The sequence below is a fragment of the Gordonia sp. NPDC003376 genome, assembly GCF_053589235.1.
Genome location: NZ_JBSFRM010000013.1, coordinates 13,613 through 37,436, shown reverse-complemented (window position 1 = coordinate 37,436; position 23,824 = coordinate 13,613). Strand labels below are relative to the sequence as shown.

General features: G+C 68.9%; 23 protein-coding genes. 8 read left to right on the top strand and 15 right to left on the bottom strand.

Translation table 11 applies throughout. From position 1 onward, the window contains the following. Positions 1-4,422: amino acid adenylation domain-containing protein (locus ACWDUA_RS14820; protein ID WP_449751761.1), on the bottom strand; the 4,422-nt coding region annotated here is incomplete at its 3' end. 593 nt (positions 4,423-5,015) lie between these two features. Between ACWDUA_RS14820 and ACWDUA_RS14815 the strand changes: the two genes are divergently transcribed. The 4 genes from ACWDUA_RS14815 (at position 5,016) to ACWDUA_RS14800 (ending at position 10,130) form a co-directional block, all read left to right on the top strand. Next, complete coding sequence (locus ACWDUA_RS14815) at positions 5,016-6,683, top strand: ATP-binding cassette domain-containing protein (RefSeq protein ID WP_449751760.1); 1,668 nt, start codon at positions 5,016-5,018, stop codon at positions 6,681-6,683. Next, the gene (locus tag ACWDUA_RS14810) at positions 6,680-7,489 is read left to right on the top strand and encodes an ABC transporter permease (protein WP_449751759.1); all 810 of its coding nucleotides are present in this window, start codon (positions 6,680-6,682) and stop codon (positions 7,487-7,489) included. Before ACWDUA_RS14815 ends, ACWDUA_RS14810 begins: the two co-directional genes overlap by 4 nt. Beyond that, on the top strand, positions 7,486-8,337 hold the full coding sequence (locus tag ACWDUA_RS14805; protein ID WP_449751758.1) for an ABC transporter permease: 852 nt from the start codon (positions 7,486-7,488) through the stop codon (positions 8,335-8,337). Before ACWDUA_RS14810 ends, ACWDUA_RS14805 begins: the two co-directional genes overlap by 4 nt. 377 nt (positions 8,338-8,714) lie before the next feature. Then, positions 8,715-10,130 (top strand): protein kinase domain-containing protein, encoded by a 1,416-nt coding sequence (locus ACWDUA_RS14800; protein ID WP_449751757.1) that lies wholly within the window; start codon positions 8,715-8,717, stop codon positions 10,128-10,130. Here the strand turns inward: ACWDUA_RS14800 and ACWDUA_RS14795 are convergent. From ACWDUA_RS14795 to ACWDUA_RS14730, 14 genes are all read right to left on the bottom strand, one after another. Further along, a complete protein-coding gene (locus ACWDUA_RS14795) occupies positions 10,114-11,163 on the bottom strand; it encodes a hypothetical protein (protein ID WP_449751756.1) in 1,050 nt (349 codons plus the stop codon). The genes ACWDUA_RS14800 and ACWDUA_RS14795 overlap by 17 nt on opposite strands. 94 nt (positions 11,164-11,257) lie before the next feature. Further along, a complete protein-coding gene (locus ACWDUA_RS14790; RefSeq protein ID WP_449751755.1) occupies positions 11,258-12,451 on the bottom strand; it encodes a sensor histidine kinase in 1,194 nt (397 codons plus the stop codon). A gap of 88 nt (positions 12,452-12,539) precedes the next feature. Beyond that, on the bottom strand, positions 12,540-12,830 hold the full coding sequence (gene rpsQ / locus ACWDUA_RS14785) for a 30S ribosomal protein S17 (protein ID WP_449751754.1): 291 nt from the start codon (positions 12,828-12,830) through the stop codon (positions 12,540-12,542). After that, positions 12,827-13,060, bottom strand: a complete 234-nt coding sequence (gene rpmC / locus ACWDUA_RS14780) for a 50S ribosomal protein L29 (RefSeq protein WP_020793369.1) — start codon at positions 13,058-13,060, stop codon at positions 12,827-12,829. Before rpmC ends, rpsQ begins: the two co-directional genes overlap by 4 nt. Next, positions 13,060-13,476, bottom strand: coding sequence for a 50S ribosomal protein L16 (gene rplP / locus ACWDUA_RS14775; RefSeq protein ID WP_020793368.1), 417 nt, complete (start codon positions 13,474-13,476; stop codon positions 13,060-13,062). Before rplP ends, rpmC begins: the two co-directional genes overlap by 1 nt. A 3-nt stretch (positions 13,477-13,479) precedes the next feature. Further along, complete coding sequence (gene rpsC / locus ACWDUA_RS14770; RefSeq protein ID WP_053777921.1) at positions 13,480-14,289, bottom strand: 30S ribosomal protein S3; 810 nt, start codon at positions 14,287-14,289, stop codon at positions 13,480-13,482. A gap of 2 nt (positions 14,290-14,291) precedes the next feature. Continuing rightward, positions 14,292-14,702 carry a 50S ribosomal protein L22 gene (rplV, locus tag ACWDUA_RS14765; protein WP_449751753.1) on the bottom strand — a complete coding sequence of 137 codons (411 nt, stop codon included), beginning with the start codon at positions 14,700-14,702 and terminating at the stop codon, positions 14,292-14,294. Between the two features lie 3 nt (positions 14,703-14,705). Further along, positions 14,706-14,987, bottom strand: coding sequence for a 30S ribosomal protein S19 (rpsS, locus tag ACWDUA_RS14760; RefSeq protein WP_006332376.1), 282 nt, complete (start codon positions 14,985-14,987; stop codon positions 14,706-14,708). Positions 14,988-15,008: 21 nt separating this feature from the next. Then, a complete protein-coding gene (gene rplB, locus ACWDUA_RS14755) occupies positions 15,009-15,845 on the bottom strand; it encodes a 50S ribosomal protein L2 (protein WP_449751752.1) in 837 nt (278 codons plus the stop codon). Between the two features lie 28 nt (positions 15,846-15,873). Next, positions 15,874-16,179, bottom strand: a complete 306-nt coding sequence (rplW, locus tag ACWDUA_RS14750; protein ID WP_059035320.1) for a 50S ribosomal protein L23 — start codon at positions 16,177-16,179, stop codon at positions 15,874-15,876. 2 nt (positions 16,180-16,181) lie between these two features. Continuing rightward, the gene (gene rplD, locus ACWDUA_RS14745) at positions 16,182-16,850 is read right to left on the bottom strand and encodes a 50S ribosomal protein L4 (RefSeq protein WP_449751751.1); all 669 of its coding nucleotides are present in this window, start codon (positions 16,848-16,850) and stop codon (positions 16,182-16,184) included. Further along, positions 16,850-17,524, bottom strand: a complete 675-nt coding sequence (gene rplC / locus ACWDUA_RS14740) for a 50S ribosomal protein L3 (protein ID WP_449751750.1) — start codon at positions 17,522-17,524, stop codon at positions 16,850-16,852. Before rplC ends, rplD begins: the two co-directional genes overlap by 1 nt. 19 nt (positions 17,525-17,543) lie before the next feature. Further along, entirely contained in the window at positions 17,544-17,849 is a 306-nt protein-coding gene (gene rpsJ / locus ACWDUA_RS14735; RefSeq protein ID WP_003938093.1) for a 30S ribosomal protein S10, read from the bottom strand. Between the two features lie 445 nt (positions 17,850-18,294). Further along, entirely contained in the window at positions 18,295-19,260 is a 966-nt protein-coding gene (locus ACWDUA_RS14730) for a hypothetical protein (protein ID WP_449751749.1), read from the bottom strand. Between the two features lie 588 nt (positions 19,261-19,848). Between ACWDUA_RS14730 and ACWDUA_RS14725 the strand changes: the two genes are divergently transcribed. The 4 genes from ACWDUA_RS14725 to ACWDUA_RS14710 are packed head-to-tail and all read left to right on the top strand — an operon-like array spanning position 19,849 to position 23,816. After that, positions 19,849-20,574: a succinate dehydrogenase cytochrome b subunit gene (locus tag ACWDUA_RS14725; RefSeq protein ID WP_449751801.1), complete on the top strand. Its 726-nt coding sequence runs from the start codon at positions 19,849-19,851 to the stop codon at positions 20,572-20,574. Beyond that, complete coding sequence (locus tag ACWDUA_RS14720; protein ID WP_449751748.1) at positions 20,574-22,511, top strand: fumarate reductase/succinate dehydrogenase flavoprotein subunit; 1,938 nt, start codon at positions 20,574-20,576, stop codon at positions 22,509-22,511. Before ACWDUA_RS14725 ends, ACWDUA_RS14720 begins: the two co-directional genes overlap by 1 nt. A 9-nt stretch (positions 22,512-22,520) precedes the next feature. Then, positions 22,521-23,270, top strand: a complete 750-nt coding sequence (locus ACWDUA_RS14715; RefSeq protein WP_449751747.1) for a succinate dehydrogenase/fumarate reductase iron-sulfur subunit — start codon at positions 22,521-22,523, stop codon at positions 23,268-23,270. A gap of 57 nt (positions 23,271-23,327) precedes the next feature. After that, complete coding sequence (locus ACWDUA_RS14710; RefSeq protein ID WP_449751746.1) at positions 23,328-23,816, top strand: hotdog fold domain-containing protein; 489 nt, start codon at positions 23,328-23,330, stop codon at positions 23,814-23,816. The last annotated feature ends 8 nt before the right edge of the window (positions 23,817-23,824 follow it).

Sequence of the window (23,824 nt, the reverse complement as noted above, 5' to 3'; positions counted from 1 at the left end):
CCCCGTGTCGGTGGGCCCCGTGTCGGTGGGCCCGGTGTCGGTGTGCCCGGAACCGGGCCCCTGCGGTCGACCGCCCAGCAACCGGCCGAGATGATCGCCCTGCATCACCAGTTCGACACCGAACAGCGGGGCGTGTGACCGCGAGGTGCGCACCCCGAGTGCGGTGACGACCTGTTCGAACGGGACGTCGGCATTGCCGAGTGCGCGGGCGCGGACCCGGTGAGCCCGGCGCAGCAGGTCGCCCACGGTGTCGGCGGGCTCGACGGTGGTGCGGAGGATCACCGTGTTGACGAACATGCCGACGAGGTCGGCCAGCCGCGGATCGTCGCGGCCCGACACGGCGGTACCGATGGGGACCTCGCCGCTGCCGACGAAGCGGGACATCACCGCGGCCAGGGCCGACTGGAACACGGCGAAGGTGGTGACCCCCTGGACCGACGCGAGTGCGCGGATCGCCGACGACGTCTCGAGGTCGAGATGGAGGTCGAGATGTGCCCCGCGACCGCTCCCGGTGGCCGGACGCGGGTGATCGGTGGGCAGGGAGACAAAGGCCGGCAGCCCGTCGAGCTCCTCCTGCCAGAACGCCAGCTGGCGGCGCAGCAAGGACTGGTCGTCGGCGATGTCGCCGAGCAGTTCCCGGTGCCACAGTGCGTAGTCCGCGTACTGGACGGGCAACGGCTGCCACTGCGGCGCATGTCCCGCCGACCGTGCCGCGTAGGCCGTGGAGAGGTCGGCGATCAGCGGCGCGAGCGACGCCCCGTCCCCGACGATGTGGTGCAGCACCACGACCAGGACGTGATCGGCGACGGTTCCCGACCCGTCGACGACCCGCAGGAGCCGGATCCGGATCGGGTGGTCGGAAACGAGATCGAACCCTGTCGCGACACAGTCCCCGATCGCCGCGGAGACAGCGTCGGCGGCGACGTCGGTCACCGCGAACACCCCACTCCCACCGAGGTCGATCTGCGTGGCCGGGGTGATCCGCTGGTACGGCTCGCCGGCCCCTTCGGGGAAGACGGTCCGTAGCGACTCGTGCCGCTCGAGGACGTCACCCAGCGCGGCGCGGACCGCGTCGTGATCGACGCCCGGGCCGAGGCGCATCGCACCGGGCATGTTGTAGGCGCCGGACGACGGGTCCATCCGGTTGATCAGCCAGAGTCGGGTCTGCGGGTGCGACAACGGGATTCGGTCCGGCCGCGGCATCGCGGTGAGCGGTGGGTGATCGTCGGTGTCCCGCGGCACCGCGGTGCTCGCGAGGTCGGCGACGGTCGCAGTGTCGAACACGTCTGCCAGCGTGATCGTCAGATGTGGTCCGGTTCGTGCCCGGGCGACCAGCCGGGCCGCGGTGAGCGAGTCCGCGCCGAGGGCGAAGATGTTGTCCGACACGCTGATCCGGTCGACGCCGAGGAGCTCCTCGAGCAGTCCCACCACCGCGAGCTCGGCGGCCGTGGTGGGCGGCTGGTGGACCGAGGTGTGCGGGCGGGCCGCCGGTGCCGGGAGCGCCGTGCGGTCGAGCTTCCCGGCCGGCGTGGTGGGGAACTCGTCGAGCACCACGATCGACGCGGGGACCATGTGCGCGGGCAGCCGTCTGTGACAGGTCCGCAGCAGCCGGTCGGTCAGTGCCTCGGTGCCGGCGGTGGCCGGCGTCGCGGACTCCCGCGGGACGCCGGTGGACTTGACGTAGCCGATCACGGCGGGAGTCGGGCCCTCGGTGCGGACCAGCACCACGGCATGGTCGACGTCGGGGTCGCCGAGCAGAACGGCCTCGATCTCGCCCGGTTCCACGCGCTGGCCACGGATCTTGACCTGGAAGTCGGTACGGCCGAGATAGTCGATGCGGCCGTCGGCATCCCAACGGGCCACATCACCCGTGCGGTACATCCGTCGGCCGGGCGCGAACGGGTCGGCGACGAACCGCTCGGCGGTGCGCGCCGGGGCGCCGACGTACCCGTGCGCCAGCTGCACGCCGGACACGTAGAGCTCGCCGGGCACCCCCACCGGTACCCGACGCAGATGTGCGTCGAGCAGGCGTAGCTCGGTCCCGGGCACCGGACGGCCGATCGGGATGATCGGGACGCCCCGCTCGACGACGTACTCGGTGACGTCGACCGCGGCCTCGGTGGGACCGTACAGATTGATCAGGGTGACATCCGCCCGGTCGAGTACCCGCTGCGCGAGCGCAGGCGAGAGCGCCTCTCCCGACGTGATGATCCGGCGCAGGGTCGGCGGCACCAGTGCCGTGGACTCGTCGACCGCGTCGATGAAGACCTCGAGCATCGAGGGCACGAAGTGCACGGCCGTGATCCGCTCGGCCTCGATGACCTGCCGCAGATGGTCCGGGTCCCGATGCCCACCCGGCCGGGCGATCACCATCCGCGCGCCGACCTGCAGCGGCCAGAACAGTTCGGGCACGGACACGTCGAATGTGGTCGGGGTCTTGTAGAGGAAGGCATCGTCGGCGGTGAACGGGAAGTGCTCCTGGACCCAGGCGAGCCGGTTCAGCACCGCATCGTGCGGGACCTCCACCCCCTTCGGCAGGCCGGTCGAGCCGGAGGTGAACAGCACGTACGCGGCATGACCCGACGGGCACCGGTGGGTGGGGACGGACGCGTCGACCGCACGGGGATCGGTGGCGTCGAAGCCCGCGGCATCGAGGAACGCGGCATCGAGGAACGCGGCATCGAGGAACGCGGCATCGACCACCAGGCGCGGGCCGGCGGTGGCGAGCACCGACTGCCGACGAGCCGCGGGCTGATCCGGATCGACCGGGACGTACGCGGCGCCGAGGGTGAGCGTCGCGTAGATGGCCGCGACCTGCCCGATTCCCCGCGGCAACACCACCGCGACCCGGTCGCCGGCGACGACGCCGTGCCCGGCGAACCGTTCGGCGAGGCCGCGCCGGAGCAGGTCGAACTCACGGTAGGTCCAGCGACGGTCACCCTCGGTGATCGCGATGCGGTGCGGATGGTCGCGTGCCTGGCCGACGAAGCCGTCGAGCAGATCGGCGTCGGGAGCGAGCACCGGCCCCGGCGCACCGGCCTCGAGGTCACCGAGCGCAGTGTGCTCGGCGGGCAGCAACACGTCCACATCGTCGACGCGGACACCGAGATCGGCGACGAAACGCTCGACGAAGACGAGGAACCGATCGAGGTGACCGCGCATCTGCACCGCCGAGTACAGGTGCGGGTTGCCGTGGAGATCGACCACCACGGGTGCTCCGGGACTCGCCTGGTACAGGTTGATCAGCAGGTCCTCGAGGATTCCCGAGGTGAGGATGCGGTACTCCATGGTGGTTCCGTCGATCGCGACATCGTCGTCGAAGAACACCATGTTGATGGTCGGACCGAAGGTGACCGACGAGGCGTCGAATCCGGCGTCCCGCCGGATGTCGTCGGAGCGGTAGCGCTGATGCCGGAGGGCACCCATCAGCTCGAGCCGGGCCGCGGCGACGAGTTCGCGCCCGGTCCGTTCACGCACCCCGCGGAGTCGGACCGGCAGCGCATTGGACACCATCCCGCCGGCGTTCCGGATGCGAGCGGTGGCCCGGCCGGTGACCGGCAGGCTCATCACGATGTCGTCGACATCGCTCATCCGGGCCAGGAACGCGGCGAACGCGGCGGTCAGCACCACCGCGATCGAGCTGTTGGCCTCGCGGGCCAGCGCCTCGATCCGCCGCTGCAGGGCGGCGCCGAGCTCACGGCCGGCGACGATGTTGTCGAACGACAGCGGCGCCTTGACCTTGTGCCGGGCGAGCGTCACCCCCTCGGGGAGGTCGGCGACCCGCTCGAGCCAGTGGTCCCGGTCGGTCGCGCGGCGTGCGCTGGTGCGGTAGGCGTCCTCGTACTCGACGATCTCGGCCATCCCCACCGGGGCCTTCTCGGCGGGCTCGTCACCGCGCCGCAGGGCGTTGTACCGGTCGACCGTCCTGCGCACGATCCCGAGCGCGGCGTAGCCGTCGACGATGATGTGGTGGGCTCGGCTGTACCAGAATGTCCGATCCTCGCCGACGAGCAGCATCGCGGTGACGATGAGCTGGTCGTTCAGCAGATCGACGGGCCGGCGGTACTCGCGGCGCATCCAGTCCTGGGCGGCCGCGACCGGATCGTCCCGGTCGCGCAGGTCGACGACGTCGACACGCTGGTCGTAGTCCACGTCGATGTATTGCATCGGGACGCCGTCGACCTCGACGAGCCGGATGTACGGGGATTCCACGAGCTTGCCGACGTCGTAACAGCACTGCACCAGCAGGTCGATGTCGAGACCGCCCGGTTCGTGCCGGATGTCGACGTACTGGGCGATGTTGACCGAGTAGTCGGGTGAGAGGGTCTCGGCGAACCACAGTCCCCGTTGCGCGGCCGTGAGTGGCAGCAGCCGACGCTCGCGCAGTTCCGCGACCTGCGCCTGCGCCATCAGATCGGTCATGTCCCACTCTCGCTCGTCCAGATCACCGTGATAACCCGCCCTGAAAAAATACTTCTCAGCCGTCCGGAACGATCCCTTTTCCCACCATCAATCATCACCTCGTACGCCAGGGGTGGTGGACGCCACCCATTCAATGCAGTCGATCGGCACACCGAAAACGTTACAAGGCCGACATCGCCCCGATCGGGTATTTCCGATCCAATTCAGACATATTCATTCAAAGCCTCGCAAATATCTTCCACGGGCTCCCGCGTAGCGTCATACCCGGACGGGCGCGATCGGGGGTACCCAGACGGCCGGCGACCACCCGACCCGTCTGTAACCCGATCAAGTCAACCCGCGATCACCAAGACAATGGGTAACGTTGACGACGCCGGATTCGCTTTCGCAAAGCATCCGCCTCGAAGCTGCGAAGGGACCAACGCATGACAGAGGGAGCCACCAGGCGGTCGTCATCCCCACGCCTCGCACCCCTGCCCGCCACTCCCCCTCGCCACCCGTCCGGCGCCCATCCCGGCACACCGGGATCCCCGGTGGGGCGCGGCGGACCGTCTGCCGACCAGACCTGGGAGCCAACGTCAGGCGACGACAGAATGCCTGTACAGCAACGTAACCCGGAGTTCGGCGCCGGACGTGGACCGAAGCCGGATCCGCTGAGTGATCCGCTCTCCCCGGCCGATCTGATCGCGCTCGACACGCCGGACACCGCGAGCATCTGGGACTCCCTCGTCCCCAGCACGGTCACCGGTCAGGCGGTTCCCGACGTCGGCGTTCAGGCGGGACCCGACGTCGGCGTGTCACCGCCCCGACCCGCCGCCGTCGGTCGTCACGCACGCCATCGCGCACCCGCAGACCCCCCGCACCCGCGGGAGAAGACCGCCGATCCGACGTCCGGCATCAGCGAAATGCCTGATTCACGACGCAATGGAACGACTCCTGTCGGCATGCCCGATCCGCGACCGGTCGTCCATTCGGTGGACACCCGGCACGCACCGGCGGAGACGCCCCGCACCGGACCGATCGACTGCGATCATCACCGCGTTCCGCAGCAGAAAAATCAGGCGACCGAATTTGATCAAACATTCCAGTCGCGCAGATCATTCGATCCACTAAACGGATCGGATGATCGAGATAGTTCGCAACGCAAACTTCACCAGACCACGATTCCACATCAGGACCGGACAGACCTCGCGATATCCGTCTCGGGCCTGGAGAAGCGATTCGGCGACAAGGCCGCCGTCGCCGGTGTGGATTTCGCCGTACCCCGTGGATCGATCCTCGCCCTCCTGGGCCCCAACGGGGCCGGGAAGACCACGATCGTGAACATGCTCTGCACCCTGCTGAAACCCGATGGTGGTTCGGCGACCGTGGCCGGCCACGACGTCGGCAGCGACCCGTCCGGGGTCCGCCGGTCGATCATGTTGACCGGACAGTTCGCGGCCCTCGACGAAGCGCTGTCGGGACGCGCGAACCTCGTGCTCTTCGGCCGCCTGATGGGACTGTCGAAGTCGGCCGCCAAGGCCCGCGCCGCCGAGCTACTGGAAGGTTTCGGCCTGACCGAGGCCGCCGATCGCCGGGTCGGCGACTACTCCGGCGGTATGCGGCGGCGCGTGGACATCGCGTGCGGTCTCGTCACCCGGCCGGAGGTGGTCTTCCTCGACGAACCGACGACCGGACTCGATCCGCGCAGCCGGCAGGAGGTCTGGACACTGGTCGAGGATCTCCGCGCGGAAGGGGTCACCATCATGCTCACGACGCAGTACCTCGAGGAGGCCGACGCCCTGTCCGACCGGATCGTCGTCATCGATCGCGGACAGGTGATCGCCGACGGGACCGCCGACGAACTCAAGGCCCTCACCGGGTCCGCGCACTACCTGGTCACGCCGGCCAGCCCGACCGACCTCCACCGGCTCCGGGCCGTGCTCGGCGACATCGTCGACGCCGAGCAGTCGCCGGACGACGGGCTGGTGGTACCGACCTCCGAGGGCGCCGACACCCTGGTCACCATCGTCCAACGGGCCACCGACGGCCGGATCCGGCTCGCCGACGTGTCCCTGCAACGACCCTCCCTGGACGAGGTCTTCCTGACCCTCACCGATCCCACGCGGGAGCACCCGCCGATCACCTCGCAGACCACCGACACCCCCGTCGTCACGACGCCACCCGGCCCGTCTGCCGGGTCCGGTCCGCCCCCCGGAACCCGGCCGTACCCCGACACCGCGTCGACCCCCGAAGCACACCACGCGCGGGCCGGCCGATGACCCAGCCGACCCTGCCCCGCGAGCCGGCCGAGACCGACGGCGCCGGGATCGAGGCCGTCCGCCAGTGGTGGGCACTGACGATGCGCGGACTCGGCTCGATCATGCGCAACGGCGAGGTGATCTTCGCGTTCGTGTCCCCGGCCTTCCTCGCCGTCGCGTTCTACGTGCCGCTGCGCAGCATCATGTCCCAGTACGCCGACATCGACTACGCGAAGTTCCTGATGCCGATCATCGCCCTGCAGTCGGTGGGCTTCGTCGCATCGTCGGCGGCGATGCGCTCCTGTCTTGACGCCACCACCGGGATCACCACCCGGTTCCGCACCATGCCGGTCTGGTCGGCGGCACCGATCCTGGCACGATTCAGCGCCAACCTGGTGCTGCTGGTGATCTCCGTCGTCTGTGCGGCGATCGCGAGCCTGCTCACCGGCTGGCGACCCGGCGGGGGTGTCGGCGGGACGATCGGGCTCTACACGCTGGTCCTGGTGGTCGGCATCGGCGTCGCGGTGCTCTCCGACGCCGTCGGACTGCTCGCCGACAGCCCGGAGACCACCAGTCAGGCGATCGGCCTCCCCTTGCTGATCCTGGGGATGCTCTCGACCGGCTTCATGCCCGCGATCCTGTTCCCCGACTGGATCGCCCCGTTCGCACGCAACCAGCCGGTGTCCCAGTTCGCCAAGGCCATGCGGGCCTTCGACGACGGGACGGCGACCTGGAGCTACGTCGCGCCTGCGGTGTGGTGGTGCGTGGCCCTCATCGCCGGCGGTGCCGTCCTGACCTACCTCGGCACCCGGAAGGTGCAGCGATGACCACCACGAACCGGATGTCCGACATCGCACTCCCGGCGGCCGGCCGGCCCGATGTCGCGGCGTCTGCCGAGTCGTCGTTCGCCGCATGGTTCGCCCAGACCCGGGCGCTGAGCGCGCGTCAGCTGTGGGTGCTCTTCCACGAGAAGAGCACCTTCATCCAGGTGTTCCTGATGCCGGTGCTCACCACGGTGATGCTCAAGGTGGTGCTCGGCGAGGCCATCGGCCGCGCCACCGGCCAGGACGCGGCCTATGGGACGGTCCCCCTGGTGATCGTCGTCAGCGCCATGTTCGGCTCGGTGGTCGCCGGAGTCCGACTCAACCTCGAACGGACGTCCGGGCTCCTGTCCCGCCTGTACGTCCTGCCGATCAACCGCGCGGCCGATCTGAGCTCGCGGCTCGTCTGTGAGATCGTCCGGATGGTGCTGACCACCACCGTGCTCATCACCGTCGGCTGGCTCGTGGGTTTCCGGATGAACCCCGACCCGTGGGCGATCCTGGGCATCTACGGGGTCGCCATCGGATTCGGGATCGCCTTCGCGTCGATCGTTCTCGCACTCGCGGTGAATTTCGCGCCGGGCGCACCGCTGGTGCCGCTGCTGTCACTGGTGTCGAGTGTCCTGATGTTCTTCAACACCGGTTTCGCCCCGGCGTCGGAGTACCCGGGATGGCTCGAGCCGATCGTCGCGAACCAGCCGATGAGTCCGGCGATCGAGGTGATGCGCGCGCTCGCCGCGGGTGGGCCGATCACCGAGAACCTGATCAAGGTCATCCTGTGGACGGTCGGAACCCTGGCAGTGTGTCTGTATCCGGCGCTGCGCGGTTATCGCAAGGCCGCCACCGCGTCCTGACCGGGCCGTGTTCTTGTACCGGGCCGTGTTCTTGTACCGGCCGTGTTCTTGTACCGGGCCGTGTTCTTGTACCGGGCCGTGTTCTTGTACCGGGCCGTGTTCTTGTACCGGGCCGTGTTCGGGTATCGGGCCGCGGTCCGGGCACCAATGTCCCGCCAAGCCGGGCCCTAAGTCCCTGTTACCGCCCCACCGCGCGCAATAACGTTGATGGTGTGAGCGGGGGTGGACGACCGCTCACCGCGACGGTTGGGTAGACCCGCCGGCCACCTCTCCGGGCGTGGAACCGCAACCGATCACGGCCCGTCCGGCGTCGACGCCGGACGGGCCGATTCGTTTCGGGGTCGGGCCTGTCGGCAGCGGCCTCTAGAATTCTCGGCGTGACGTTGGTAGATGGTCAGCTGTTCGCGGGATACCGCATCATCCGCAAGCTCGGTGCCGGCGGGATGGGTGAGGTGTACCTGGCCGCGCACCCGCGGCTGCCGCGCCAGGACGCGCTGAAGGTGCTGTCGGCGTCGATGTCGGCCGACGAGAACTTCCGCCGCCGGTTCATCCGGGAAGCCGACCTCGCCGCGGGCCTCGACCATCCCCACATCGTCGGGGTGTACGACCGCGGTGAACACGACGGCCAGCTGTGGATCACCATGCGCTACGTCGAGGGCCGCGACGCCGCCGACGCGCTGCTCGCCCATCCGCGCGGACTCCCCGTGTCCGACGTCGAGGAGATCGTCACCGCGGTCGCCGACGCCCTCGATCACGCGCACGCACAGAACCTCCTGCACCGCGACGTCAAGCCCGCCAACATCCTGATCACCGACGCCTCCGGGCCCGGTCGCCGGCGTCGGGTGCTGCTGGCGGACTTCGGTATCGCCCGGCCGATGGTCGACGACTCCCGGCTCACCGCAACCAATCTCACCGTCGGTTCCTTCGCCTATTCATCGCCCGAACAGCTCGCCGGCGATACCCTCGACGGCCGGACGGATCAGTACTCACTGGCCTGCACCGCCTACCAACTGCTCAGCGGGAGCACGCCTTTCGACAACAGCAATGCGGCCGCCATGATCCGCCAACACCTGTCCTCGTCACCGCCACCCATCACCTCCCGACGCCCGGAGCTGTCGACACAGGTCGATGAGGTCCTGTTCCGCGCCCTCGACAAGGACCCCCGCCGGCGGTATCCGTCGTGTTCGGCGTTCGCGACCGACCTCGCGTCCGCGCTGACCGCCGCGAACCGCCCGTCGAACGCCACACCGAACTCGGGGCCCACCCTCACCAAGAAGCCGACCGCCCCGTCGCCGACCCCGCAGCCCTACCAGGCAACATCGACCCCACAGCCCTACCAGCCGACGGTGCACCCGCAGTCGGCAGCTGCCCAGCCGACCTCGGCGCGCCCGTATCCACCCCCGTCCCAGCACCAGCCCCGGTCCCAGCACGCCCCGGCGCCGGGCACCTATCCTTCACCGGCCGCCTACTCCCCTGCCGCCTATCCGCCACCGCCGACGCCCTCACCGCCGGCGTCACCGGCCCGGCGCAACGCGATCCTCGCGCTTGTGCTGTCACTCGCGGCCATCCCCGGCTCGTGCCTGTTCGGTGTCGGCGGCATCGCGTTGAGCGGCGTCGGGATCTCTTTCGCGATCGCCAACCTGCGGCTCACCGAGGGCAGCCCGACGGGAGCGGGCGCCGAGCCCACCCACCGCGGTATGGCGATCAGTGGGCTGGTCATCGGCATCATCACACTGTTGTGGAGCATCCTCCTGCTGATCGGCTTCATCGCAAGCCTCAGCTCCGGAAGCTGATCGATCCGAGGTCCCGGCCATGGACGTCGAATTCCCGTCGCCCCTCTCCCGCCACCGAGATCGCCGCGACGGTCGGCCGACCCGGCGGCAGGATGCGTGCCACCACCCGGCCCTCGACCCGGCCGTCGAGTTCGGTCACGAGCGCTGCGACGAGCCGATCCCGCACGATCTCGCGGTCCGCGTCGTCGAGAGGGTCGAGCCCCCCGTCGTCGAGCAAGGTGACCGTCACACCCGCCGCGCGCGCCGCCCACACCGCATCACGCACCTCCGGCCGATCGAGGCCGCGCGCCCGAATCCCGTCGCGCAGTGAGGCTTCCACCAGCCGGGCGCGGACCACGTCGTCGGCGGTGAAGTCCCGGCGCGCCGCGACCGCCTCGAGCAGTGGACGCGCCTGCCGCGAGAAACCGGAGATCTGTTGCCGTCGAACATCTTCGGCGGCCCGAACCGCCGCCTCGGTGGCGATCTGCCGGGATCGGCTCTCCCGCAATGCGATGATATTGGCCGCCATCGGGCGCAGCATCAGGGCGAACAACGATCCCATGATCATGACGGCGTAGCCCGGAACCGTCAGCAGGACACCGTAGGTCGCGCCCATCCCGACCACCACGGCCCACACGCCGGTCACAACGGTGATCGCCGCACTGACCGCCCACGCCGCGACCACCCGGCCACGTACCGCGAGATACGCCAGGATGATCACCGATGATCCGATCGGCGGACCGGTCTGCATCACGCTGGCCTCCGCGACGGTGATCCGGGCCAGCCCGGCGACCACGCCGACGAGTGTCGACGCCGCGATCAGCGTCGCCGGTCTCACCGGCATCGGATCCGCCCGCACCCCGATCACCCCGAGTCCGGCCGCCCCCAGCAGCACTGCGGCCACCGCGAGCAGGATCCACTCCCACACCGGCGAACCGTGCGGCGTCGCGTGGATCGCCACGGCGAGGGCGACGACGGCGAAGAACCCCATGGCGACGCGAACCGCCGGTGATCGGATACCGAAGATGTCGGCGACGTCAGCTGTCTCGGTCACGCCTCCACCTCCCCCGTCTCTCGGTCCCCGTCTCCCGGTCCCGCGTGTCCCGGTCCCCCGTGTGCGGCTGTGCTGTCCCGGGTTCTACCGGCACTCATGGCCGCACCCACTGCAGTCCGACTGTGGTACCACGCCCGACACTGCTGCGCAGGACCGCCGAGCCACCCGGGACGGCATCCATCCGACCGCGGATTCCCGCCGCGATTCCGAGCCGACCCTCGACGACGTGGTCGGGATCGAATCCGCTGCCGTCGTCGACGACGGCCATGCTGATCGAGTCCTCACCGGCGCGGCACAGTACCGCCGACGACGCACCGGCACCGGCGTGGCGGCCCACGTTGCGCAACGCCTCACCCATCGCCTCGATCAGGGCGCCGACCGTCTCGGCGGGATAGCGCGTGTCGTCGTCGGTCGCGGACTCGATGTCGATGTCGATGTCCTCACCGAAGTCGCGGGCCGCGGCACGGATCCGGCGCAACGCGATCGGCGCGGGAACGGTCGACGGTCCGTCTGCGATCACCCCGTTGGCCAGGTCATCCATCGCATCGACGGCCGACTGCGCCTGGGCGGCGAGCCGCACGTCGGGACGGCCTCGGTCGACGGCGAGCAGACTCGCGATCGCCCGGTCGTGGATCACGGCGTCGAACCGCGCCTGCTCTGCCTGCCGTGCGGTGGCGGCGGCGGCCTCGGCGGCCACCCGGTGTGCGACGGCGCGGGTGCGGTCGAGCAGTGCGGCAGTCCGGACCGCGACCCGTGCGATGGCCAGGAACACCCCGGTGAAACCGACCGCCCAGCACACCTCCCAGACCAGTTCGCCGTTGAGGTGCCCGTAGCGGCCCATCTGCTGCGCGATGTTGAGCAGCAGGGTGGCGACCACCAGGTGCATCACCCCGTACCGCGGATAGACGAGCATCGCGACCATGCTCGCCATCCCGGGGAACGTGCTGAGCCACAACGCCGACTGGTCCGGGTCGGCGAGCGGTGTGCCGGTCCAGGCGACGAACCACAACGCGACGGCGGCGATGTACCCGAGCGAGCACGCCACTGCCAGTGGACCGAGCCAGGCCGTGCCGGGGCGGAAGCCGGCAATCACCAACAGCAACCCGGGGCCGACCGCCAGGACCACGCTGACCGGCGTCCACCACGGCGCGGTCTGCACGGACGCCGACACCATCACCGGCCAGGACACCGCCAGATAGGCGAGCAGACCGGCACCGAGGAAACGTGCGCCGATCCGCTGGACGCGTTCGAGATCGCGTCCGGCGGTCTGCTCGGTGGCGGCATTCACCACGACATTGAAGCACCTTCGGACACCGAAAGGCCCGCTCCCCGGTGTGGGGAACGGGCCTTTCGGTGTCCGAAGAGCGGGAGTCGGCCTACTTGGCCTTCTCCAGCACCTCCACGAGGCGCCAGTGCTTGGTCGCCGACAGCGGGCGGGTCTCCATGATCCGCACGCGGTCGCCGATGCCGGCGGTCTCGTTCTCGTCGTGTGCCTTGACCTTGGACGTGGTCCGGATGATCTTGCCGTACAGCGCGTGACGCTTACGATCCTCCAGCTCCACCACGATGGTCTTCTGCATCTTGTCGCTGACGACGTAGCCGATCCGCTCCTTGCGGCTGGCACGCGTCTCGGCAGCGGTTTCGCTCACCTTCGCATCCTCACTCATGCGTCATCACCTTCCGGTCCCGACGCCAGGCCCAGCTCGCGCTCGCGCATCACGGTGTAGATACGAGCGATCTCGCGACGCACGGTCCGCAGACGGCGGTTGTTGTCGAGCTGGCCGGTGGCCATCTGGAAGCGAAGGTTGAACAGCTCTTCCTTCGATTCCTTCAACCGGTCGACCAGATCGGTGTCATTGAGTTCACGCAGCTCTGCTGCAGCAACGCCCAGTCCCATCAGAACTGCTCCTCTCTGGTCACGATCCGGGTCTTGATCGGGAGCTTGTGCTGCGCGCGACGCAGGGCCTCGCGAGCGATCTCCTCGTTGGGATAGGTCATCTCGAACAGCACGCGACCCGGCTTGACCGGGGCGACCCACCACTCGGGCGAACCCTTACCGGAACCCATCCGGGTCTCGGCCGGCTTCTTGGTGAGCGGGCGGTCCGGGAAGATGTTGATCCAGACCTTGCCGCCACGCTTGATGTGCCGGTTGATGGCGATACGAGCGGACTCGATCTGCCGGTTGGTGATGTAGGCGCTCTCGAGCGCCTGGATGCCGTAGTCGCCGAAGGTGACCTTGGTGCCGCCCTTGGCCTGACCCTTCAGGCTCGGGTGGTGCTGCTTGCGGTGCTTGACCCGCCGTGGGATCAACATTGGCTAGCCCTCCTGCTTTTCTGCACCCGCGCCAGCGGTGGCCTCGGCGGGAGCGGCCTCGGCCGCACGTGCGGCGTCGGTGCTCGTGGCAGTGGTGCCCGAGGCACCGCTGCGGCGAGGACGGCTGGGCCGGCGCGGACGACGGTCATCGCCGGACGGCGCGGCTGCGGACAGCTCGCGACGGCCACCGACGATGTCGCCCTTGTAGATCCACACCTTCACACCGATCCGGCCGAAGGTGGTCTTGGCCTCGTGCAGGCCGTAGTCGATGTCGGCGCGCAGGGTGTGCAGCGGCACACGACCCTCGCGGTAGAACTCGCTACGGCTCATCTCTGCGCCGCCCAGACGACCCGAGCACTGCACCCGGATGCCCTTGACGTTCGGCTGACGCATCGCCGACTGGATGGCCTTGCGCATCGCGCGGCGGAACGCCACACGGTTGCTCAGCTGCTCGGCGACACCCTGGGCCACCAGCTGGGCCTCGGACTCAGGGTTCTTGACCTCGAGGATGTTCAGCTGGACCTGCTTGCCGGTCAGCTTCTCCAGCTCACCGCGGATGCGATCGGCCTCGGCGCCGCGGCGACCGATGACGATGCCCGGGCGGGCGGTGTGGATGTCGACGCGAACCCGGTCACGGGTGCGCTCGATCTCCACCTTGGCGATGCCGGCGCGCTCGAGCCCCTGCGAGAGGAGCTTGCGGATGGCGACATCCTCTTTCACGTAGTCCGCGTACTGCTTGTCGGCGTACCAACGGCTGTTCCAGTCGGTGGTGATGCCCAGACGGAAGCCGTGCGGGTTGATTTTCTGGCCCACTGTCAGGCTCCCTTCTGCTTCGGCTGACGCGACCGGCCGCGACCGGCGGTCGCCTTCTCCGGCAAGCTCTCCACGACCACGGTGATGTGGCTGGTGCGCTTACGGATACGGAATGCCCGACCCTGCGCACGCGGCTGGAACCGCTTCATGGTGGGGCCCTCGTCGGCAAAGGCGGTGGCGACGACCAGGGTCCGACGATCCAGATCCTGATTGTTCTCCGCATTCGCGACGGCGCTGGCCAGCACCTTGTACACGGGCTCCGACGCCGACTGCGGGGCGAACCGCAGGATGTCGAGGGCCTCGTCGACGTTCTTGCCGCGGATCAGGTCGATCACACGACGTGCCTTCATCGGGGTGACGCGCACGAACCGTGCGGTCGCCTTCGCGGTGGGGTTCTCGGTCTGAGTACTCATGGTTTACCGGCGCTTCGCTTTCCGGTCATCCTTGATGTGACCCTTGAACGTGCGGGTGGGGGCGAACTCGCCCAGCTTGTGCCCGACCATGTTGTCCGAGACGAACACCGGCACGTGCTTGCGTCCGTCATGGACGGCGAAGGTGTGACCGATGAAGTCGGGGATGATGGTCGAACGACGCGACCAGGTCTTGATGACCTGCTTCGTGCCCTTCTCATTCTGAACATCGACCTTCTTCAGGAGATGGTCGTCGACGAATGGGCCCTTCTTGAGGCTGCGTGGCATTCTTCTACCTCCTCCTGATTCTTATCGCTTGTTCTTGCCGGTGCGGCGGCGGCGGACGATCAGCTTGTCGCTGGCCTTGTTCTTGCGGGTGCGGCCCTCGGGCTTGCCCCACGGGCTGACCGGGTGGCGACCACCGGAGGTCTTGCCCTCACCACCACCGTGCGGGTGGTCGACCGGGTTCATCACGACACCACGGACGGTCGGGCGCTTGCCCTTCCAGCGCATACGGCCGGCCTTGCCCCAGTTGATGTTCGACTGCTCGGCGTTGCCGACCTCGCCGACGGTGGCGCGGCAGCGCACGTCGACGCGACGGATCTCGCCGGACGGCATACGCAGGGTCGCGTAGGCACCCTCCTTGCCGAGCAGCTGGATCGAGGCGCCGGCCGAGCGGGCCATCTTGGCGCCACCACCCGGACGCAGTTCCACGGCGTGGACCTGGGTACCGGTGGGGATGTTGCGCAGCGGCAGGTTGTTGCCGGGCTTGATGTCGGCGCTCGCGCCGGTCTCGACGATGTCGCCCTGCTTCAGACCCTTCGGCGCGATGATGTAGCGCTTCTCGCCGTCGACGAAGTGGAGCAGTGCGATGCGTGCGGTGCGGTTCGGGTCGTACTCGATGTGTGCGACCTTGGCGTTCACGCCGTCCTTGTCGTTACGACGGAAGTCGATCAGACGGTAGGCGCGCTTGTGACCGCCACCCTTGTGACGGGTGGTGATACGACCGTGCGCATTACGGCCACCACGGCCGTGCAGCGGGCGGACCAGCGACTTCTCCGGATGATCACGGGTGATCTCGGCGAAGTCCGAACCACTGGCCCCGCGACGACCCGGGGTCGTCGGCTTGTATTTACGAATAGCCATGTGAAAGTCCCTCTATTCCAAGACCCGGTCAGTTGACCGAGCCTCCGAAGATCTCGATGGGCTTGCTGTCGGCGGTCAGCGTCACGAACGCGCGCTTGGTGGAGCGGCGCTGGCCGTAGCCGAAGCGGGTCCGCTTGCGCTTGCCCTGCCGGTTCGCGGTGTTGACGCTGTCGACGGTCACGTCGAAGATCGCCTCGATGGCGATCTTGATCTGCGTCTTGTTGGAGTCCGGGTGCACCAGGAAGGTGTACACGTTCTCCTCCATGAGCCCGTAGGACTTCTCCGAGATCACCGGCGCCAGGATGATGTCGCGCGGGTCGGCCTGGGTAGCCATGCTCACGCCTCCTTCGCGTCAGTCTTGGAATTGGCAGCGATGAACGCGTTGAGCGTCTCCACGCTGAACACCACCTCATCGGCGTCGAGGACGTCGTAGGTGTTGAGCTGATCGGGAGCGATCGGCAGCACGTTGCCCAGGTTCGCCACGCTCTTCCAGGCGGTCAGGTCCTCACGACCCAGCACGACCAGGAACTTACGGCGATCCGACAGGGCCTCCAGCAACTGACGCGCCGACTTGGTCGACGGCACCTGTCCGGAGACGAGCTCGGTGATGACGTGGATGCGCTCGTTACGAGCGCGATCGCTCAGCGCGCCGCGCAGGGCGGCCGCCTTCATCTTCTTGGGGGTGCGCTGGGCGTAGTCACGCGGCTGCGGACCGTGCACGACGCCACCACCGGTGAACTGCGGTGCACGGGTCGAACCCTGGCGGGCGCGACCGGTGCCCTTCTGGCGGTACGGCTTGGCACCACCACCGCGGACGTCGCCGCGGGTCTTGGTGGCGTGCGTGCCCTGGCGAGCGGCGGCCAGCTGGGCCACCACGACCTGGTGCATCAGCGCGATGTTGGCCGGTGCGTCGAAGATCTCGGCCGGCAGGTCAACGCTTCCGTTGGTCTTGCCGTCGGCGGTCCTGACGTCCAGCGTCAGCTTGGTTGCGGTCTCGGTGCTCATTACTTCGCACCACCCTTCACTGCGTCGCGAACCACCACGACGCCGCCCTTGCGACCCGGGATCGCTCCCTTGATCAGCAGCAGGCCGGCCTCGGCGTCCACCTTGTGGACGGTGAGGTTCTGCGTGGTCACCTTGTCGTTACCCATACGTCCGGCCATGCGCATGCCCTTGAACACGCGACCCGGGGTGGCGCAGCCACCGATCGAGCCCGGCGCGCGGTGCACGCGGTGTGCACCGTGGCTGGCGCCCAGACCGGCGAAGCCGTGGCGCTTCATGGCGCCGGCGAAGCCCTTGCCCTTGGAGGTGCCGGTGACGTCCACCAGTGCACCGTCGGCGAAGATCTCGGCGGTCAATTCCTGACCGACCTCGTACTCGCTGACGTCGGCCAGGCGGATCTCGGCCAGATGCCGGCGCGGGGTGACCCCGGCCTTGCTGAACTGACCGGCGACCGGCTTGGTGACCTTGCGCGGATCGATGGCGCCGTAGGCGAGCTGGACGGCGGTGTAGCCGTCACGCTCCGCGGTGCGCAGCTGGGTGATGACGTTCGGGCCCGCCTGGATCACGGTGACCGGAACGACACGGTTGTTCTCGTCGAAGACCTGGGTCATGCCGAGCTTGGTGCCCAGGATGCCCCGTGTGGCACTTTGATTGCTGGTCGAACTCTGATTGCTCATGTTTCTCTTCGCCCCCCGCCTACTGGATGTTGACGTCGACGCTGGCCGGGAGATCGATGCGCATCAGCGCGTCGACCGTCTTCGGCGTCGGGTCGAGGATGTCGATGAGTCGCTTGTGGGTGCGCATCTCGAAGTGTTCGCGGCTGTCCTTGTACTTGTGCGGCGAACGGATGACGCAGTAGACGTTCTTCTCTGTGGGCAACGGCACCGGGCCGACCACACGTGCCCCGGTACGGGTCACGGTTTCCACGATCTTGCGCGCCGAAGCGTCGATCGCCTCGTGGTCATAGGCCTTGAGCCTGATGCGGATCTTCTGTCCCGCCACGCTGTGTCCTCTTCCGTCAGTTGTTCTCGACAGACAAACACCGCGTACCTGGGCCGACTTCGCCGCCGGCGGGCACATGATCACCACGCGTGAGATTCGCGGGATCGACGCTGTTCATCTGTCGTTGTACGTTGGCTCGCCACTGGGACGAACCGTTTTGCTCCGGCACCCGCGGTCGGGCGTGTCGTGACGGTGAACCTGGTGCGGCGAACCGCTCGGGGGTCACCCGGTACACGCCCATCCCCGTCAACCGGGCCTGGGAGTCATTCACCTGGTCGGTGCCGCAGAAATCCGCACCGCCGATCAGGCAACCCGACAAGTATGCACCATGCCGGGTGCTCAGGCCAAATCCGGCCGGAAGGCGACGAATCCGGGAGCGGTCGATGTCATCGATGCTCCCGGATTCGGATGCAGGGGTTTCGAGGTACCCGGATCGTAAGGGTCGTCAGCCCTGCGGCGGGTGCCCGTATCCGGATTGACCGGGCTGCTGCCCGTATCCGGGTTGACCGGGCTGCTGCCCGTATCCGGGTTGACCGGGCTGCTGCCCGTATCCGGGTTGACCGGGCTGCTGCCCGTATCCCGGCTGCCACTGCCCCGGGGCCGCCTGACCGTAGGGCTGCTGATCGCCTGCGGGCGCGGTGCCGTACCCCGGTTGCTGCGGGTACCCACTCCCCGGCTGACTCCCGTATCCCGGTCCGCCCGCATACCCGGGCTGACTCCCGAACCCGGGCTGACTCCCGTATCCGGACCCGGGTGCACCGAAGGGCGTCACACCGGCTGCCGTCGCACCTGGTGTCGTCCCACCGGGAAGCAGTTGCAGCGCCGCTGTCGCAACGGCCACGGCGAATGCGGCCAGTGAGGCGAGGAAGACGATCCAGAGCCCGTAGCCGGCACCCACCTGGTCGGACCCCTCGCCCGGGTCGCCGTCGGACACCGCGGCGGCGGGATCGGCGAGGAAGACGATCGTGGCGATCAGCGTGGCGACGCCGATCACGCTCGCCGCGACGGCGGCCCACGACGCGAAGCGCCGGAGCAGCAACGGCACCGCGGCGAGGACGAGCAGGATGCCGAAGGCGATCGTCCAGCCACCCGGAGCGGACGTACCGTCGCCGCTGGATGCCGCTTCGTCGAGCGCGTCCTTGTCGAGTCCCGGAATGCCCTGCGGCAGTCCGGTGACCTCGGCGTCCACCGAACCGAGGCCGCTGACCGTCACCGAACTCGTGACGGTGCCGAGGCCGCCCGGCAGGGTCTCGCTCTGCGACACCGATGCCCAGGTCACACAGCTGAAGATCACGAGGATCACGCCGAGCAGGGCCAGCACGACGCCGGCGATCATGGTCGGCTGCGGCCGGCTCGGCCGGGCCGCACCCAGACGGGACATCACCGAGCCGCCCGACGATGACGGCGTCACGGGAACACCCGGCCCGGAGGCGCCGGATCCCCCTGCGCCATATCCCCCTGCGCCATATCCCCCTGCGCCATATCCCCCTGCGCCATATCCCCCTGCGCCCTGCCCTGGTGCCCCGAAGCCCTGTGTCCCAGAGCCCTGTGTCCCAGAGGCCGGTGCCCCGAAGCCGCCTGCACCCTGTGGCCGGCCGTCGGGACCACCGGCCCCGTACCCGCCACCGGTCGGGCCACCGGCACCCGGACCGCCTGCACCGTATCCGCCAGATCCGGGGCCTGAACCGGCCCACCCCTGGTTGTCGTATGTCACGCCGCCGAGTCCTTCCCTCACGTGAGTCGTCACGAACACCGTATTTCTCGCAGACCGGCCCGCGACGGTTGTCCGGCATTCCGGCGTGTCAGGCAATACCGTGTCTCTCGGGTACCGACACCCGGCTCGCCGGCCCCCGAGCCGACCGGAAGGCCTGGCATGAGCACGCGATTCCCGTCGCCGTCCGCATCCCCTCCCCCCGAGCCCCCCACCTCTGCGCCCCCCACCTCTGCGCCCCCCACCCCCGAGTGCACGACCCCGACCCCGCCGACCGCCATACCCCCGATCAGCGTGCCCACCGCGGTCGCACCGCTGCCCACCACCGGCCCACCACGCCCGTCCACGGCGACGCTCAAGGTGACTATGGCGCTGACCGGGACGGTCTTCGCACTGTTCGTCGGGGTCCACATGATCGGGAACCTGAAGGTCTACACCGGTGCCGAACACTTCGACGCCTACGCGCACTGGCTGCGGACCCTGCTCGAGCCGCTGCTGCCGTACGAGGGCACGCTGTGGATCTTCCGCATGGTCCTGCTGATCTGTCTGATCGCCCACGTCGGGGCATCGACGATGCTGATCGGGCGCGCACACCGGGCGCGCGGGCGCTTCCGCCGCACGGGCATGGGACTGCGGCGGCTGCCCGCCACACTGATGCCCTACACCGGGCTCGTGCTGCTGGTGTTCATCGTGGTGCACATCCTCGACCTGACCACCGGGACCCGTCCGGTCGCGGCATCGTCGTTCGAGTCCACGACCCCCGACACCTCGCACGCCCACCACAATCTGGTCGAGAGTCTCCAGCGCTGGCCGATGGCCCTGTTCTACATCGTGGTGATGGTGTTGCTCGGACTCCACCTGGTGCACGGCCTCTGGAGCGTGGTCAACGACCTCGGCGCCACAGGTCGCCGAGTGCGGCAGGCCGGTGCGGCGATCGCACTGGTGGTGGCTGCGGTGGTGATGATCGGGAACGTGAGCATCCCGATCGCGGTACTGGCCGGGGCGGTGGGCTGATGGGCCACGAGCCGACCATCGAGCAACCGCTCGATCCCGGTGTCCCCGACGGCGATCCGGCCACCGCGTGGCAGCGACGCCGGGACTCCTACCGGCTGGTGGGCCCGCTCAATCGCCGCAAGTTCACCGTGATCGTCGTCGGTACCGGCCTCGCCGGGGCGGGGTGCGCTGCCGCACTCGGCGAACTCGGTTACGACGTACACGCTTTCACCTTCCACGACGCGCCGCGCCGGGCGCACAGCGTCGCCGCGCAGGGCGGGATCAACGCGGCGCGAGCCCGCAAGGTCGACAACGACTCGATCCACCGCTTCGTCGTCGACACCGTCAAGGGCGGCGACTTCCGCTCCCGTGAGGCCGACGCGTTCCGGCTGGCCGAGGAGTCGATCCGGGTGATCGACCACCTCGATGCGATCGGGGCACCGTTCGCGCGCGAGTACGGCGGTTCGCTGGCCACGCGGTCGTTCGGTGGCGTGCAGGTGTCGCGGACCTATTACACGCGCGGGCAGACCGGCCAGCAGTTGCAGGTCGCGGCATCACAGGCATTGCTGCGGCAGGTCGCGGCGGGCGGGGTCACCCTGCACACCCGGAGCGAGATGCTCGACCTGGTCGTCGCCGACGGTCGCGCGCAGGGCATCGTGGTCCGGGATCTGGTCACGGGGCGGATCGGTGCGCAGACCGCGCACGCGGTGGTGCTGGCGACCGGCGGCTACGGGACGGTGTTCTTCCAGTCCACCCTCGCGCGCAACAGCAATGCGACCGCCGCCTGGCGGTCGCACCGCCGCGGGGCGCTCATGGCGTCGCCGTCGTTCGTCCAGTTCCATCCCACCGCACTGCCGGTGAGCGCGCCGTGGCAGACCAAGACGACGCTGATGAGCGAATCACTGCGCAACGACGGCCGGATCTGGGTGCCGCGGGTCGCCGGCGACGAGCGCGCGCCGAACGACATCCCTGACGCCGACCGGGACCACTACCTGGAACGGAAGTACCCGGCCTATGGCAATCTGACCCCGCGGGACGTGGCCTCGCGGGCCGCACGCGAACGGATCGACGCCGGCCACGGGGTCGGCCCCCTGCGCAACTCGGTGTATCTCGACTTCGCCGATGCCCTCGCCCGACTCGGCCGCGCCACCATCGCCGAACGCTACGGCAACCTCTTCTCGATGTATCACGATGCGACCGGCGAGGATCCTTACGAGGTGCCGATGCGGATCGCCCCGGCCGCCCACTTCACGATGGGCGGGCTGTGGTCGGACTACGACCAGATGACCTCCATCCCAGGACTTTTCGTCGGCGGCGAGGCGGGCTGGGGATACCACGGCGCCAACCGACTCGGCGCCAACTCGTTGCTGTCGGCGTGCGTGGACGGCTGGTTCACCCTCCCTTACTCGATCCCGAATTATCTTGCACCCCTTCTCGGTGACGACCCCCTGCCCCTCGACCACGACGCGGTGCGGAGCGCCGTCGACGCGGTGACCGGGCGCATCACGGACCTCCTCGACGTGGGCGGGAGCACCGGCCCGGACCGCTTCCACCGCCGACTCGGGGAGATCCTCCAGGCCGGGTGCGGAGTCTCGCGCAGCCCCGCAGGGCTGACCACCGCGATCAGTGAGATCCGTTCGCTGCGTGCGGAATTCTGGTCGGATGTGTGTGTCGTCGGCTCCGCGTCGGAGTTCAACCAGGAGCTCGAACGGGCCGGGCGGGTCGCCGACTTCCTCGAGCTCGCCGAGTTGATGTGCGTCGACGCCCTCGATCGTGACGAGTCCTGCGGCGCGCACTTCCGCGTCGACCATCAGACCGCACAGGGCGAGGCGCGCCGCGACGACGACAGTTGGTGCACCGTGTCGGCGTGGGAGACCACCACCGATGGCCGGCACATCCGGCACCGGGAACCACTCACCTTCGACGCGGTTCCCCTGCAGACCCGAAACTATCAGTGAGGCAACCGGATGCGGATCACCATCGAGGCCTGGCGACAGTCGAGCACGTCGACCCCCGGCCACTTCGAGACCTACACCCTCGACGACGCGACCCCGGAGATGTCGCTGCTCGACGTGCTCGACCGCCTCAACGACCGGCTCGTCGCCGAGGGTGACGAGCCGGTGGCCTTCGACTCGGATTGCCGTGAGGGCGTGTGTGGTTCCTGCGGGGTGATGGTCAACGGCCGGCCACACGGCCCGACCCCCAACACCCCGTCGTGCCGCCAGCATCTGCGGCAGTTCGGCACCATCACGCACCTCAGGCTGGAACCCTTGCGCGCGGGCGCCTTTCCGGTGGTCCGGGATCTCGTGGTGGACCGTTCGGCCCTCGACCGGGTGATCGAGGCCGGTGGACATGTCGGCCTGAACGCCGGGCAGGCCCCCGACGCCGATGCGGTCCCGGTGCCGCACGACGTCGCCGAGACCGCCCTCGACTTCGCGGCGTGTATCGGTTGCGGTGCCTGCGTCGCGGCATGTCCCAACGGGGCCGCGCACCTGTTCGCCGGCGCCAAGCTGCTCCATCTGGCCGCGGTCACCGCGGGGCGCACCGAGCGGGGCCGGCGCGCACGGGCCATCACCGGTCAGCTCGACCGTGAGTTCGGGCCGTGCTCCACCTTCGGCGAGTGCGCGACGGTGTGCCCGGCCGGGATCGACCTCGACGCGGTGGCCGGTGTGAACCGCGAGGCGATCCGATTCGCGTTCCGCCGCAAGGCGAACTGACCCGTGAGCATGGGCGGATCGTCGCCGCCTTACCGACGAGTAGTATCGTCGGCCCCCATGAGCACCGACCGCGTCGCACGCACTGCCACCTACGCACTGCGCCGCCGCCTGCCCGACAACCTCGTCGGCCACCTGCTGTTCTCGGTGGGCATGGTGGCGCGCGTCCCCTACTTCGCGACCATCCTGCCGCTGGTCGACGAGATGCGACCGGGCTACTGCCGGGTGATCGCACCGAAATGGTTCGGCGTCCACAACCACATCGGCACCTTCCACGCGATCGCCGCATGCAACCTGGCCGAGACCGCGATGGGCATGCTGATGGAGGCCAGCCTCCCGACCAGCCATCGATGGCTGCCCAAGGGCATGTCGGCGCAGTACCTCGCGAAGGCCACCACCCGGATGACCGCCGAGGCGACCTTCGTCGAACCGCTCGACGTCTCGACGATCACCGGCGGCACCGATGTCGTGGTGTCGATCCGCATCGTCGACACCCACGGCACCGAGGTGGTGCACTGTGACATCACCACCTGGGTCACACCCCGTTGACCCCGCGT

Bases quoted from the DNA above. Each gene is read 5' to 3' on its own strand.
- ACWDUA_RS14815 (WP_449751760.1), top strand. From the start codon at position 5,016: ATGCCTGTACAGCAACGTAACCCGGAGTTCGGCGCCGGACGTGGACCG.
- ACWDUA_RS14810 (WP_449751759.1), top strand. From the start codon at position 6,680: ATGACCCAGCCGACCCTGCCCCGCGAGCCGGCCGAGACCGACGGCGCC.
- ACWDUA_RS14805 (WP_449751758.1), top strand. From the start codon at position 7,486: ATGACCACCACGAACCGGATGTCCGACATCGCACTCCCGGCGGCCGGC.
- rpsQ (WP_449751754.1), bottom strand. From the start codon at position 12,830: ATGAGTGAGGATGCGAAGGTGAGCGAAACCGCTGCCGAGACGCGTGCC.
- rpmC (WP_020793369.1), bottom strand. From the start codon at position 13,060: ATGGGACTGGGCGTTGCTGCAGCAGAGCTGCGTGAACTCAATGACACC.
- rplP (WP_020793368.1), bottom strand. From the start codon at position 13,476: ATGTTGATCCCACGGCGGGTCAAGCACCGCAAGCAGCACCACCCGAGC.
- rplV (WP_449751753.1), bottom strand. From the start codon at position 14,702: ATGAGTACTCAGACCGAGAACCCCACCGCGAAGGCGACCGCACGGTTC.
- rpsS (WP_006332376.1), bottom strand. From the start codon at position 14,987: ATGCCACGCAGCCTCAAGAAGGGCCCATTCGTCGACGACCATCTCCTG.
- rplB (WP_449751752.1), bottom strand. From the start codon at position 15,845: ATGGCTATTCGTAAATACAAGCCGACGACCCCGGGTCGTCGCGGGGCC.
- rplW (WP_059035320.1), bottom strand. From the start codon at position 16,179: ATGGCTACCCAGGCCGACCCGCGCGACATCATCCTGGCGCCGGTGATC.
- rplD (WP_449751751.1), bottom strand. From the start codon at position 16,850: ATGAGCACCGAGACCGCAACCAAGCTGACGCTGGACGTCAGGACCGCC.
- rplC (WP_449751750.1), bottom strand. From the start codon at position 17,524: ATGAGCAATCAGAGTTCGACCAGCAATCAAAGTGCCACACGGGGCATC.
- ACWDUA_RS14720 (WP_449751748.1), top strand. From the start codon at position 20,574: ATGGGCCACGAGCCGACCATCGAGCAACCGCTCGATCCCGGTGTCCCC.
- ACWDUA_RS14715 (WP_449751747.1), top strand. From the start codon at position 22,521: ATGCGGATCACCATCGAGGCCTGGCGACAGTCGAGCACGTCGACCCCC.
- ACWDUA_RS14710 (WP_449751746.1), top strand. From the start codon at position 23,328: ATGAGCACCGACCGCGTCGCACGCACTGCCACCTACGCACTGCGCCGC.